This is a genomic window from Brevundimonas sp. NPDC090276 (assembly GCF_044772165.1).
GTDB lineage: Bacteria > Pseudomonadota > Alphaproteobacteria > Caulobacterales > Caulobacteraceae > Brevundimonas.
In genome coordinates, this window is the sequence record NZ_JBIVYK010000001.1 from 943,018 (window position 1) to 955,739 (window position 12,722).

At 69.1% G+C, this 12,722-nt stretch carries 15 protein-coding genes; 6 read left to right on the plus strand and 9 right to left on the minus strand.

Going from position 1 to position 12,722, the window contains the following annotated elements; genetic code table 11:
- Window positions 1–31: 31 nt before the first annotated feature.
- Window positions 32–760 (minus strand): hypothetical protein, encoded by a 729-nt coding sequence (locus tag ACIQTU_RS04585; protein WP_400542973.1) that lies wholly within the window; start codon window positions 758–760, stop codon window positions 32–34.
- A 179-nt stretch (window positions 761–939) separates the two neighbouring features.
- On the opposite strand from ACIQTU_RS04585, the gene ACIQTU_RS04590 reads away from it, so the two are divergent.
- The 3 genes from ACIQTU_RS04590 (at window position 940) to ACIQTU_RS04600 (ending at window position 4,029) form a co-directional block, all read left to right on the plus strand.
- Window positions 940–1,896 (plus strand): glycosyltransferase family 9 protein, encoded by a 957-nt coding sequence (locus ACIQTU_RS04590; protein WP_400542976.1) that lies wholly within the window; start codon window positions 940–942, stop codon window positions 1,894–1,896.
- Between the two features lie 64 nt (window positions 1,897–1,960).
- Complete coding sequence (locus ACIQTU_RS04595) at window positions 1,961–3,298, plus strand: dihydroorotase (protein ID WP_400542979.1); 1,338 nt, start codon at window positions 1,961–1,963, stop codon at window positions 3,296–3,298.
- Complete coding sequence (locus ACIQTU_RS04600) at window positions 3,295–4,029, plus strand: prephenate dehydrogenase/arogenate dehydrogenase family protein (protein ID WP_400542982.1); 735 nt, start codon at window positions 3,295–3,297, stop codon at window positions 4,027–4,029. Before ACIQTU_RS04595 ends, ACIQTU_RS04600 begins: the two co-directional genes overlap by 4 nt.
- Window positions 4,030–4,035: 6 nt before the next feature.
- Here the strand turns inward: ACIQTU_RS04600 and ACIQTU_RS04605 are convergent, their stop codons facing one another.
- The 3 genes from ACIQTU_RS04605 to ACIQTU_RS04615 are packed head-to-tail and all read right to left on the minus strand — an operon-like array spanning window position 4,036 to window position 5,940.
- On the minus strand, window positions 4,036–4,959 hold the full coding sequence (locus ACIQTU_RS04605) for an alpha/beta hydrolase (protein ID WP_400542985.1): 924 nt from the start codon (window positions 4,957–4,959) through the stop codon (window positions 4,036–4,038).
- Window positions 4,960–4,978: 19 nt separating this feature from the next.
- Window positions 4,979–5,656, minus strand: coding sequence for an SdpI family protein (locus tag ACIQTU_RS04610; RefSeq protein ID WP_400542988.1), 678 nt, complete (start codon window positions 5,654–5,656; stop codon window positions 4,979–4,981).
- Window positions 5,653–5,940, minus strand: coding sequence for a metalloregulator ArsR/SmtB family transcription factor (locus ACIQTU_RS04615; RefSeq protein ID WP_400542991.1), 288 nt, complete (start codon window positions 5,938–5,940; stop codon window positions 5,653–5,655). The genes ACIQTU_RS04610 and ACIQTU_RS04615 overlap by 4 nt, the downstream gene beginning before the upstream one ends.
- Window positions 5,941–6,055: 115 nt before the next feature.
- Between ACIQTU_RS04615 and ACIQTU_RS04620 the strand changes: the two genes are divergently transcribed.
- The gene (locus ACIQTU_RS04620; protein WP_400542994.1) at window positions 6,056–6,814 is read left to right on the plus strand and encodes a 3-oxoacyl-ACP reductase; all 759 of its coding nucleotides are present in this window, start codon (window positions 6,056–6,058) and stop codon (window positions 6,812–6,814) included.
- A gap of 42 nt (window positions 6,815–6,856) precedes the next feature.
- Here the strand turns inward: ACIQTU_RS04620 and ACIQTU_RS04625 are convergent, their stop codons facing one another.
- Genes ACIQTU_RS04625 through ACIQTU_RS04640 form a run of 4 tightly spaced genes read right to left on the minus strand, consistent with a single transcriptional unit; the run spans window position 6,857 to window position 10,462 of the window.
- Window positions 6,857–7,345 (minus strand): DUF411 domain-containing protein, encoded by a 489-nt coding sequence (locus tag ACIQTU_RS04625; RefSeq protein ID WP_400542997.1) that lies wholly within the window; start codon window positions 7,343–7,345, stop codon window positions 6,857–6,859.
- A 2-nt stretch (window positions 7,346–7,347) separates the two neighbouring features.
- On the minus strand, window positions 7,348–7,545 hold the full coding sequence (locus ACIQTU_RS04630) for a heavy-metal-associated domain-containing protein (RefSeq protein WP_400543000.1): 198 nt from the start codon (window positions 7,543–7,545) through the stop codon (window positions 7,348–7,350).
- Window positions 7,542–7,970, minus strand: a complete 429-nt coding sequence (gene cueR / locus ACIQTU_RS04635; RefSeq protein WP_400543003.1) for a Cu(I)-responsive transcriptional regulator — start codon at window positions 7,968–7,970, stop codon at window positions 7,542–7,544. Before cueR ends, ACIQTU_RS04630 begins: the two co-directional genes overlap by 4 nt.
- Complete coding sequence (locus ACIQTU_RS04640; RefSeq protein WP_400543006.1) at window positions 7,967–10,462, minus strand: heavy metal translocating P-type ATPase; 2,496 nt, start codon at window positions 10,460–10,462, stop codon at window positions 7,967–7,969. Before ACIQTU_RS04640 ends, cueR begins: the two co-directional genes overlap by 4 nt.
- Window positions 10,463–10,598: 136 nt before the next feature.
- Here ACIQTU_RS04640 and copC point away from each other — a divergent pair, with 136 nt between their 5' ends.
- Window positions 10,599–10,958 (plus strand): copper homeostasis periplasmic binding protein CopC, encoded by a 360-nt coding sequence (gene copC, locus ACIQTU_RS04645; RefSeq protein WP_400543009.1) that lies wholly within the window; start codon window positions 10,599–10,601, stop codon window positions 10,956–10,958.
- Between the two features lie 17 nt (window positions 10,959–10,975).
- A complete protein-coding gene (copD, locus tag ACIQTU_RS04650) occupies window positions 10,976–11,860 on the plus strand; it encodes a copper homeostasis membrane protein CopD (RefSeq protein WP_400543012.1) in 885 nt (294 codons plus the stop codon).
- A gap of 7 nt (window positions 11,861–11,867) precedes the next feature.
- Here the strand turns inward: copD and ACIQTU_RS04655 are convergent, their stop codons facing one another.
- The gene (locus tag ACIQTU_RS04655) at window positions 11,868–12,599 is read right to left on the minus strand and encodes a PepSY domain-containing protein (protein ID WP_400543015.1); all 732 of its coding nucleotides are present in this window, start codon (window positions 12,597–12,599) and stop codon (window positions 11,868–11,870) included.
- Window positions 12,600–12,722 lie beyond the last annotated feature (123 nt).

Below are 12,722 nucleotides of genomic sequence, written 5' to 3' on the forward strand. Positions count from 1 at the left end.
TACGTTCGGAAATTCGCCCGCGGATCGGAGGTCAGAACCAGAGACCGGCCGCCAGACCAATAGCCGTGATGGCCATGCCGCCGACGAGGCTGATCGCATAGAGGCTGATTAGAGCCGTCAGACCCTTGGCGACGCCGGCGCCGACCGTCCGGTACCAGCGCCCCCTGCCCATGCGCATAAAGGTGACGACGCCCATCACCCACATGGCGAACGAAGCGAGGACGGCTGGCCATCCCTGGCCGTACAGGAACCAGGAAATCGGCAGCATCAGCAGCGTCCAGGCGTTGAGGAAGGCGAAGCTGGCGCGGAAGCCGCGACGCCAGCCCAGATTCTCGGCGTCCCACCAGCGCAGCAGGGGGGCGGTCGCCAGGGCGTAGAGGGTCGACAACAGCGGCACCATGAACAGCGTCATCCAGCTGTCGGCGTCGGCCACGAAGGCGTCGCGGCTCTTGCCCGAGGTCTCGATCAACGGGTCCAGCATTTCGGGGGGCAGGGTGGTGATCATGTGACCCGACCCGCCGCTCAGAAAGAGCATCAGCATCAGAATGGCGTTGAGCGCCAGATAGAGGCGAAGGGGGCGCGTGTAGAGGCCGCCGCCGGTTGGGCCAAGCACCATCCAGCTTTCAAGCACCTGACGGGGACGAACCAGCAGGTCGCGCGCGGTGCGCAGGTCCACCGAGCCAACGCCCAGGGTGTCCTCGGACAGGTCGTGAACCGTCTGTGCCCGCGTCGGTTTGGCCGACTGTTCCTGTTCGCTCATGAAGACCCCCGCTAGCTGGAGGCTGGATCGCATCGCGTTTGTCGGAGCGCAAGACCGTCAGGCCAACCGCCAGTCTGGGGCCGGCAGACGGGAAGGCTGTTTGAAGCGAGGAAGGCGGACTTCAGGGCGACATCGCATCACCGCTGAATTCCGTAGAGAATCCCTCTAGGGTCAGGCCCATGCATGGGCGTTTCCCGATCCTCTATATCGCCGAGGCGGACGCTGAAGAGGCGGTCCTCTCGTCGGGGACGCTCGCCCATCTGGTTGAAGCCATACCGCACGCCACCTTCACCGTCGTCGGATCGCCGGCCAGCGCGCCGTTGTTTGCCGACCTGCCGCGGCTGGAGCGGCTGATCGTTCTGGACCGAGACGGGCGCTGGGACTGGATCGCCCTGTGGAACCAGGTGCGCGAGACCAACTGGGGGCTGGTGGTCGACATGCGCGGCTCGACCCTGTCGGGCAAGCTGCGGCGTCAGAAGCGGGCGGTGAAGGGCAAGGTTCTGCCCGACATCCATCTGGTCGAACAGGCGGCGCGGGTGCTGCAACTGGACGAGATTCCGGCGCCGAAGCTGTTCGTGGGCCGCGACACGCAGGAAGCCGCCGACGCCCTGATCCCGCCAGGCGAAGGGCCCATCCTGGCCATCGGGCCGGGCGTGGACTGGATCGGCAAGCGCTGGCCGGCCGACCGTTACGCCAAGGTGGCCCTGTCCCTGCTGGGCGAGGACGGACCTCTGGCAGGCGGGCGGTTGATGATCGTCGGAGAGGAGGCGGATCGCGACGCGGCCCACTCGATCCGTTTCGCCGTCAAGCGCGAGCGAGTGATCGAGCTGCAGGGTCGGCTGACGCGGCTGCAGACGGTCGCGGCCCTGTCGCGGGCCGACTTCTATATCGGCGGGGACTCGCTGTGGACCCAGCTGGCGGTGGCGGCGGGCGTGCCGGCGGTGGGGGTGTTCGGTCCCTCGGATGAGGGGCTGCGTCGTCCCTGGACCGGGGTGGCGGTGCGCGGTCCGCGCAGCCTGCAGGAGTTCATCGACATGGACCCGCGCCTGAACCAGCACATCCAGCACATGATGGACCTGCCCTATGAGCGGGTGCTGAAGGCGTCGAAGAAGCTGCTGGCGCAACTGGCCGGCTGAGCCTTCGGGGGTTCCCCCTGAGGCGTCAGGCGCGCATAAGCGCTCGACCTCAGGAGATGCGCCCATGACCCAGACCTATGACCTGATCGTGCGGGGCGGCGAAGTCGCCAACCACGCCGGACGCGGCAAGGCGGACGTCGGCGTCATCGACGGGCGCATCGCCTTCATCGGCGACCTGAGCCAGGCCTCGGCGGGCGAGGTGTTCGACGCCAGGGGCCTGACGGTCCTGCCGGGCGTCATCGACACCCAGGTCCACTTCCGCGAGCCGGGTCTGGAATGGAAGGAAGATCTGGAGACCGGCAGCCGTTCGGCGGCTCTGGGCGGGGTCGTCGCCGTGTTCGAGATGCCGAACACCAATCCCAATACGACTGACCCGGAGACCATGGCCGACAAGCTGGTGCGGGCCAACAACCGGATGTGGACCGACCACGCCTTCTACGTCGGCGGCACGCATGAGAACGCCGAGCATCTGGCCGATCTGGAGCGCCTGCCGGGTTGTTGCGGGGTCAAGGTCTTCATGGGCGCCTCGACCGGCGACCTGCTGATCGCCGACGACGAGGGGGTGCGCAAGGTTCTGTCGAACGTGCGCCGCCGCGCCACCTTCCACTCCGAGGACGAATACCGACTGGTCGAGCGCCGCAGCCTGGCCCGCACCGGCGACTGGACCAGCCACCCGGAAGTCCGCGACGCCGAGAGCGCCATCATGTCCACCCGCCGTCTGGTCGGGCTGGCCAAGGAAACCGGCGCCCGCATCCATGTCCTGCACGTCACGACCAAGCACGAGATGGAGTTCCTGCGCTTCCACAAGGATGTCGCCACCGTCGAGATCACGCCCCAGCACCTGACCCTGGTGGCGCCCGAGGCCTATGAGCGCCTCGGCGCCTATGCCCAGATGAACCCGCCGATCCGTTCGCAGGAACACGTCGACGCCCTGTGGCTGTGGGGGATGCAGCAGGGGGTGGCCGACGTGCTGGGCTCGGACCACGCGCCGCACACGAAGGAAGAAAAGTCCAAGCCCTATCCGGCCTCGCCGTCGGGCATGCCGGGGGTGCAGACCCTGGTGCCGCTGATGCTGACCCATGTGGCCAATGGGCGTCTGTCGCTGGAACGCTTCATCGACCTGACCTCGGGCGGGGCGCAGCGGGTGTTCGGCACGGCTAACAAGGGGCGAATGGCGGTCAGCTATGACGCCGATCTGACCATCGTCGATCTGAAGGCGAAGAAGACCATCACCCATGACCAGCAGGCCAGCCGTTGCGGCTGGACGCCCTTCGACGGCTTCGAGACGACGGGCTGGCCGGTGGCCACCATCGTGCGCGGCCGCGTGGTGATGAAGGACGGCGAACTGATCGGTAAGGCCCACGGCCAGCCGGTGCGGTTCCAGGAGACGCTGGCGGGGTGAGCGCGCCCAAGCCCACGCTCGGACTGATCGGCTTCGGCGCCTTCGGGCGGCTGACGGCGCTGCATTTGTCGTCCTGGTTCGACATCCTCGCCCATGATCCGGCGGCGAGCGACGGTGAAGGGCTGGCGCGGCTGACGACGCTGGAAGAAGCCGCCGCCTGTCCGGTGGTGGTGCTGGCCGTGCCGGTCGGCGTGCTGGCCGAGACGGTCGGGGCCATCGCGCCGCACGTGACGCCGGGCGCCCTGATCCTCGACGTCGGATCGGTGAAGGTGAGGCCGGCCGGGGTCATGCTGGAGGGCCTGCCCGAGGCGGTTCAGATCGTCGGCACCCACCCCCTGTTCGGCCCCCAGAGCGGCAAGGACGGCATCGCCGGTCTGCGCATCGCCGTCTGTCCGGTGCGCGGCGACAAGGCGGCGTGGCGGGTGGCGGCCTTCTGCAGAAAGGAGCTGGCGTTGAAAGTCTTCGTCGTCACGCCCGAGGATCACGACCGCGAGGCGGCGACGGTGCAGGGTCTGACCCACCTGATCGCCAAGGTCCTGCTGGCCATGGAGCCGCTGCCGACGCGCATGACCACGTCCAGCTTCGAGCGCGTCATGCAGGGCGTCGATATGGTGCGCCATGACAGCGCGGCGGTGTTCCGCGCTATCGAACACGACAACCCCTACGCCGCCGAGGTCCGCCGTCGCTTCTTCGGCCTGGCCGAACAGGCGCGGGCGGAACTGGACGGCTAGGGCGCCTCAGCGCGTCTTCAGCACGAAGTCCGCCACCGCCTCGGCCACGCCCGGGGCCAGCGGCAGGGCCGGGTCCATATAGGTCGCGGCGTTGGCGGCGCGGTCGACGGGCGCGGCTTTCAGCACATGATTGACGCCGTCCCAGACGACGAGCGTGGCGCGCGGCTGGGCCGCCTTGATCGCCTCGGCGTCGGCGATGCTGACCTGAAGGTCGGTGGTCCCCTGGCCGACGAGGATCGGACCGTCATAGGCGGCGGCCAGCCTGGCCGGGTCCAGCGCCAGCCAGGAAATCAGGTAGGGCTGGACCGAGGGGCGGAACAGGGCGGCCAGTTCGGGGGGCGGGTTCGCGACGGTGCGACCGGCCTCCAGTTCGGTCAGGGCGACGTCGGCCTGGCTCTTCAGCGGCTCGGGCAGGCTCGCCAACTGTTCGCGCAGAACCGCCCCAGCTGGCCGCCCGGCGCCGGACAGCAGGACCAGACCGCAGACCTTGTCGTCGCCGTTCGCGACGGCGGCCAGGGCGACCAGAGCGCCTTCGCTGTGGCCGATCAGCCAGGCGCAGGGGCGGCCGGTCTTCGCCGCCGCCTCGGCGGCCCAGGCGCGGGCGTCGTCGACATAGGCGTTGAAGCGCAGGTCGGCCTCGGCCCCGCCGGCCGCGGCGCTCTCGTTTATGCCGCGCTTGTCGATACGCAGGGTGGCGACGCCGTGCTCGGCAAGGCCCTCGGCCAGCATCCGGTAGGGGGCGGCCTTGATGCCGAACTGGGGGCTGTTTCCGTCGCGGTCGGTCGGGCCGGAGCCGGGCAGGATGACAGCGGCGGCGCGCGTCTGGCCGTCCGGCGTCAGAAGGGTTCCGTGCAGGGGCGCAGGGATGGCGGCCAGTTCGATGGGCATTGAAACAGGTGAGAGCAGCAGGGCGGCGGCGAGGGTAAGCATGGTCGTCTCCGTCTTGAAATCAGAAGGCTTGCCGGTCGGGGTCGGTGCGCCACACGCGCCAGCTCTCGAACACGGACCAGAGGGCGGCGATGAGGACGCTGACGAGCAGGGTGATCAGGCCAGCGGGCTGGGCGATGAAGGGGCTGGCGATCAGGCCCGCCGCCCCCAGCCAGAACATCAGCCGTCCGGCCAGGCGGTTGGAACGATCCCAGGCCAGACGCGACTTGTAGGCCCAGGGCGTCTTGACCCCGATGAAGGGGTTGGGGCTGACACGGCCCAGGACCGCGCCGGTGATCAGCAGGATGAAGGCGGTGAAGGCCATGGCGACGCCAGGGTGGCTCACCCCGGACGCGGCGGCGGGGCCGAGGCTGGCCCAGGCGACGAAGGTGCAAACCGCCCCCATGATCAGGACCGACAGCCATTGCCCGCGTTGAAGCCCCTTGCGGCGGACCGGGTCCGCGACCGAGGCGGCCTGACGTCCGGTCATCCAGGCGACCAGCAGGTTCAGCAAGGCCAGTCCCGCCAGAACAGCCGCGAGCTCATAGCGGCTGCCGTAACGATTGGCCTGCCCGGCGCCGTCGAAATGCACCGGGATCGGGGTTTCGGGGCCGTAGACCGCGATCCACGCCGCCCCGGTCAGGATCAGGAGCGAGACGATGGCGGCGACCGTGTCGGCCAGGGTGAGGTTCTTCATCATGGCTCTTTCTCCTCCTCGTCCGTTTTGCCCGTTCCGCTCAGGTCCATCAGGAAGGCCAGGGCCTCCTCGACCGCCGAGATCTCTAGCCGGTAGCGGATCGACTGGGCCTCGCGCTCGGTGCTGACCAGTTCGGCCTCCTTCAGGGCATTGAGGTGTCCGGTCACCGTCGGCCAGCTCATGTCGAAGGCGGCGGCGATGTCGCCGGACGACAGGGGGCCGGCGCGCAGCATGGCGATGATGCGTCGTCGGACCGGATGCGACAGGGCTTTGAACAGGCTGTTCATAGGGAAGAGGCTAATTAGGAGTATTGCTAAATGCAACCCGTGTTCGCTCAAGCGCGGCTGGCCTTCGATAAGGGGCCGGCTTATGGCTCAGCTGGTTTCGAGTTGAGGAATGGCCATGGAAATCCGCGATCAGATCGTTCTCATCACCGGCGGCGCACGCGGCGTCGGCGCGGCGACGGCGCGGGCCTTCGCCGGGCAGGGCGCGCGGGTGGTCATCAACTGGCGCGCCAGCGGCGAACAGGGCGAGGCTCTGGCGACTGAGCTGGGCGAGCGCGCTATCGCCATTCAGGCCGATGTGACGGACCGTGCGGCGGTCGAGGCCATGGTCGCCAAGGCCGGGGCGCATTTCGGCGGCGCGATCAGCACCGTGGTCAACAACGCCCTGGACTACAGCTTCAACGGCGACGCGCGGGCGCAGATGGCCGACATTCCGTGGGAGGATATGGCGCGTCAGTTCTCGACCGTGATCCATGGGGCGCTGAACGTCATCCAGGCCACGGCGCCGGGCATGAGCGCGCAGGGCTTTGGCCGGGTGGTCAACATCGGCACCAACCTGTTCCAGAATCCGGTCGTGCCCTATCACGACTACACCGCCGCCAAGGCCGCTCTGCTCAGCCTGACGCGGACGGCGGCGGGCGACCTGGGGCCGTCGGGGATCACGGTCAACATGGTCTCGGGCGGTCTGCTGCGGACCACGGACGCCAGCGCGGCGACGCCGGACGCGGTGTTCGACCTGATCGCCGGCATGACGCCGCTGCGCTCGGTGACGACGCCGCAGGAGTTCGCCGATGCGGTGCTCTTCTTCGCCTCGCCGTGGAGCCGGGCGGTGACGGGGCAGAACCTGGTGGTCGACGGCGGGCTGGTCCGGGACTGATACGAGAAGGCCCCGCTGGCGAACCGGCGGGGCCTTTGATCTTTAGCGGCGAACCGGGTTCACGCCCTCGAAGGTCATGAAGGGGGCCGGGGTTCCGGTCCCGAAACGCATGACGTCGTAGCGTTCGGGGGCGTAGCCGGGGGCCTCCATGCCGGGCGAGCCGGTCGGCATTCCGGGCACGCCGAGACCACGCGCGGCGCCCGGCGATTTCAGGAAGGCGTCGACGGCGGCGGCGGGGACATGGCCCTCGATCACCTTGCCGTCGACGACCGCCGTGTGGCAGCCCCACAGGGATTCCGGCACGCCGAGACGGATCTTCACCGGGGCCAGATCATCAGTCGGGACCACGGTGATGGCGTAGCCGGCCTTGCGCATATGCTCGACCCAGCCGCCGCAGCAGCCGCAGGAATCGCTCTTGTAGACGGTTATGTCGGCGGCCTGAGCCACGGTCGGCAGGCCGTTCAGCAAGAAGCCCGCGCCGCCGAGGATGGCGACGCCGAAGGCGAGGGTGGCGATCTTCATCCTGTTCATGATCAGGCGGCCTCGGCCGGATAACCGGCGGCGTCCAGAGCCGTCACCAGAGCCTGACGGTCGGCCTGGGTCGTCACCTCGACGCGGCGGGTCTCGATGTCGGCGACGATCTGGGCCGAGGCGTCGACGGAGTGAATGGCCTTCTCGACGGAGGCGACGCAGCCCCCGCAGCGGATCTTGGGAATAGTCAGGGCGATCATGGGTTTACTCCTTGAGGAACAGGGGAAGCCGCAGCGGACGAACCCGCCAGGTCGGACAGGATGGGGCAGTCGGGGCGGTCGTCGCCGGCGCAGCAGCGAGACAGGTCGCGCAGGGCGTCGGCCATGGCCTGCATTTCCTTGATTCGGGCATCGAGGTCGGCGACGTGCTTTTCGGCCATGGCCTTCACCTCGCGGCTGGGCCGGTTGTGATCGCGCCACAGCGACAGCAGGCGAGCGATCTCCTCGACCGAAAAGCCCAGGCTGCGGGCGCGGCGGATGAAGCGCAGGTCGTTCAGATCGCGCTCGTTGAAGTCGCGATAGTTGCTCTCGGTCCGCTCGGACGGTCGGATCAGGCCGACGGATTCGTAGTAGCGGATCATCTTGGCGGTGACGCCGGTGGCTGCGGACGCCTTGCCGATGTTCATCGGGCGGCTCCTTCTATCTGGGGTTTGCCCATCTGGGATTTGAAGCCGCGCAGGCGCAGGGCGTTCAGCACCACGCTGACGCTGGACAGGGCCATGGCCCCCGCCGCCAGCATGGGCGACAGCATGTAGCCGAAGGCCGGATAGAGGACGCCCGCCGCGACCGGGATCAGCAGGACGTTGTAGCCGAAGGCCCAGGCCAGGTTCTGGCGGATATTGGTCATGGTGGCGCGCGACAGGCCGATGGCGCTGACGGCGCCGCGAAGGTCTCCGCCGGTCAGGACCACGTCGGCGCTTTCGATGGCCACGTCGGCGCCGCCGCCGACCGCAAGCCCGACATCGGCCGAGGCCAGCGCAGGCGCGTCATTGACCCCGTCGCCGACGAAGGCGACGCGGCGACCGCCGGCCTTCAGGGCGTTGATGGCGGCGACCTTGCCGTCGGGCATGACCTCGGCGTGGACCTCGTCGATGCCCAGCAGGCGGGCGACGGCGGCGGCGGTGCGGCGGTTGTCGCCGGTGATCATGGCCACCTTCAGCCCCAGGCCGTGCATGGCCTGAATGGCGGCGGCGGTGGTCGGCTTGATCGGGTCGGCCACGGCGATGACAGCGGCCAGTTGGCCGTCGATGGCGGCGTAGAGGGGCGTCTTGCCCTCGTCGCCGAGACGGGCGGCGTCGTTAGCGAAGACGGCGACGTCGTGGCCCAGTTCGGCCATGTAGCGGTCGGCGCCGACCTCGATGCGGCGGCCCGCGACGACGCCCGCTACGCCCTTGCCGGGCACGGAGGCGAAGTCTTCGGGGCGGGCCACGCTGAGGCCGCGCGCGGCGGCGGCCGCGACCAGGGCGCGGGCCAGGGGGTGTTCCGATTGACCCTCGACGGCGGCGACCAGGGCCAGGACGTCGTCTTCGGCAAAGCCCGCAGCCATGTTCAGGTCGGTCAGTTCGGGGCGGCCCGCCGTCAGCGTGCCGGTCTTGTCGAAGGCGATGACCTCGACCCCTTGCAGGGCCTGCAGGGCCTCGCCCTTGCGGAACAGGACGCCCAACTCGGCGGCGCGGCCCACGCCGACCATGATCGAGGTCGGCGTGGCCAGACCCATGGCGCAGGGGCAGGCGATGATCAGCACCGACACGGCGGCGACCAGGGCCATGCCCAGCGCCGGATCGGGCGCGAACAGATACCAGACGGCGAAGGTCAGGACGGCCACGCCCATGACGACCGGCACGAACCAGCCGGTGATGCGGTCGACCAGGGCCTGAATGGGCAGCTTGGCGCCCTGGGCCGTTTCGACCATGCGGACGATCTGGGCCAGCACCGTCTCGGCCCCGACCTGTTGCGCCTCGAAGCGGAAGGCGCCGGTGGTGTTCAGGGTGCCGCCGACGACCTTGGCCCCTGCGCTCTTTTCGACGGGAATGGGTTCGCCGGTCAGCATGGATTCGTCGAGGTAGGAGGAGCCCTCGGTCACCACGCCGTCGACGGGGACGCGCTCGCCTGGGCGGACGACGATGATGTCGCCGGCCTGGACGGTGTCGATCGACACGTCCTGTTCGACGCCGTCGCGCACGACGCGGGCGGTCTTGGCCTGCATCGACATCAGGCGACGGATGGCCTGGCTGGTCTGACCCTTGGCGCGGGCCTCGATCCAGCGTCCGACCAGGATCAGCGTGACGATGACGGCGGCGGCTTCGAAATAGACGTTGGCCGTGCCGGACGGCAGCAGGGCGGGGGCGAAGGTCGCCACGGTCGAGAAGGCCCAGGCCGCGCTGGCGCCCAGCACCACCAGGGAGTTCATGTCCGGCGCGCGGCGCAGCAGGGCGGGCACGCCCTTGCGGAAGAAGATCAGGCCGGGGACGAACAGGACAAACGTGGCCAGGACGAAGCTGACGAGCCTCCAGTTCTGCGTGCCGATGGTCTGTTCCAGCCAGTGGTGCATGCCCGGCACGAAGTGCGAGCCCATTTCCAGCACGAACAGGGGCAGGGTGGCGGCGCCCGCGATCAGGACGGCCCGGCCCAGGTTGCGGATTTCAGCGGCGCGCGCGGCCTGTTCACGGTCGGCGGCGTCGAGGCCGGTCTGTTCCGGCTGTTCCAGCACATAGCCGGCTTGCTGCACGGCGGCGGCCAGATCGCGGAAGGCGACGGCGCCCGAGAGGAAGCGGACGGTGGCGCGCTCGGTCGCCAGATTGACGCTGGCGCCCAGCACGCCGGGCACGGCGGCCAGGGCCTTTTCCACGCGACCGACGCAGCTGGCGCAGGTCATTTCGCGGACGGGATAGACGACTTCTTCTTCCATCGGCTCATAGCCGGCGGTGCGGATGGCGGCGGCGACCGCGGCGGGCGAGCCGCCGTCCAGCACCACATGGGCGCGTTCGGCGGCCAGGTTGACGCTGGCCTCGGTGACGCCGGGCACGGCGCGGACGGCCTTCTCGACCCGGCCAACACAGCTGGCGCAGGTCATGCCGAGGACCGGCAGATCAAGGACTTTCAGGGAGGCGTCGGACATCGGCGGAGCCTTTCGTCGTTATTCAGCCTGAACCTTCTAAACCTTCCCGTCATGGTAAGGTCAACGCCCCTTCTCGAGGGGGCGATCGGGTCGATGCGTAGAGGTTGGGAGAGCTGATTTCCTCAAGGAGAATCCCATGACCCTGTTTCGCCTTCTGCCTGCGGTGGCCGTCGCCACGACCCTGATGCTGCCCGGCGTCGCCGCCGCCCATGCGCGTCTGGTCAGCTCGACCCCGGTGGCCGGATCAAGCGTGGCCTCGCCGCGCGCCATCAGCCTGACCTTCAGCGAGAAGATGGCCCCGGCCTTCTCGACCTTCGAGGTCGTCAACGCCGCGGGCGTGAAGACCCCGGTGCGCACGACCGTCAGCGAGGACGGCAAGACCCTGAGCGCGCCCGTGGCCCGGCCGCTGGCGGCGGGCGCCTATGTGATCAACTGGCGGCTGGCCTCCAGCGACGGCCACCGCATGACGGGATCCGTTCCCTTCACCGTGCGCTGAGCATGGAGGCTTGGCTGATGGGGCTGCGCGCGGCCCAGTACGCGGCGGCCACCGTGGCAATGGGGTTGCCCGCCTTCATGCTCTACGGCGGCGGGGTCTTCGGAGGACAGCCGCCCGGTTGGGCGCGTCCGGCCCTGGGGTGGAGCGCTGCCATGCTGGCGCTGCTGGCGACGGCGGCTCTGGCCCTGCAGACCGGGCTGATGGCCGGGGCGCTGGATCAGGCGCTGAACCCGGAGGCTTTGGGCTTTGTCGTCGGCGGCACGTCGCTGGGCGCGGCCTATGTGGTGCGGATCGCGGCGGGGCTCTTGTTTCTGTTGGCCGTTCTGGCGCTGCGACCGGGACGCGGGCTGTGGTTGGTCGGTCTGTCCTTGGGTCTGGTCGTCGCGGCCAGCTTCGCCTGGACCGGCCACGGCGCGGCCACCGAGGGGCCGGGGCATGGCCTGCATCTGGCCTCGGACATCGCCCACGCCGTCGCCGCCCTGATCTGGCTGGGCGCCGTCTTCGCCTTCGTGGCCATGGCGACGCGGCGGATCGAGACGGATGTGGCGGCGAAGACTGAGCTGGCGAGGGCGCTGGGCGGCTTCGCCCAGGTCGGGACGCTCTGTGTCGCCGTCCTGCTGGTGACGGGCCTGATCAACAGCTTTTACCTGGTCGGGATCGAACGGGTCGTCAGCCTGAATGAGACGCCCTATGGCCGTCTGCTGGCGGTCAAGCTGGCGGCGTTCGCGGCCATGCTGGGGCTGGCGGCGCTGCACCGGTTCCGCTCGACCCCGGCTCTGGAGCGGGGGCAGGGCGGTCTGGCGGGGCTGAGGCTCAGCCTCGGCGCCGAGCTGGCCCTGGGTCTTCTGATCCTGGCCTTGATCGGGGCGATGGGGATGCTGGCGCCGCCGGCATCCCTCTAGGCTCACATCAGGCCTTCTGCGCCAGCTTGCGACGGGTGGCCTGATGCACCGTCCAGTCGCGCGCCAGCTTGATCCACAGCAGCATGAAGCCGCTGATCACCATGCTGAGCGTCAGGACGGTGATGATGATCAGGGTCGGATGGTTGAAGTTCTCGCCGTTCTTGAAGTCGAGAATGTGCAGCCGCCAGAAGAAGTCATAGAAGCGCCAGACGTCGGAGCGCCGGGTCACGACCTCGCCGGTCTCGGGCGACAGATAGAAGCTGGTGTGTTCGAAGTCGTTGAAGTCGACGCGCCACAGCGGGCCTTCGCGGCCCGTCTCGCGCGGAGCCTCGGCGAGGAGGGTAGCCTTTTCGGCGCGGGCCTCGCCGCGATAGACGGCTTGGGCCAGACGCAGGGCCTCGGCGCGGGGGAAGGCCGCAAAGGGCTTGCCGTCCAGCGCCGACAGCATGACCGGCTCGCCGCCCTCGGGCGTGAGGACCCAGGCTGGGCCGCGCGGGGTGGGGCGCAACTCGGCCTTGTCGATCGGGGCCGACAGGCCGGCGGCCACCGTCTGGACCGGGACCAGGGCGTCGATGGCGAAGGCGGGGTAGTCCGGCTTCTGGAAGCGATGTTCGCTGCGGACGGTCTCGATGGGGATGGCGGTCATCACCAGACCCCCGCCGACCCAGAACAGCACCTGCAGGCCGATGACGAGCGCGACCCACTTGTGGATCTGGGTGGATAGTCGAAGCAGTTTCACGGTGGTTTGCCCCCTCTTGCGCCTTTGTGGGGCGCGTCCCTGCATGATCCTACGCGCCGGTCGCGGTCATCCCTCGTGGCGGGCGTGATAGTCTTGGACGCTCTGTGGCGTCCTGTCGCAAGG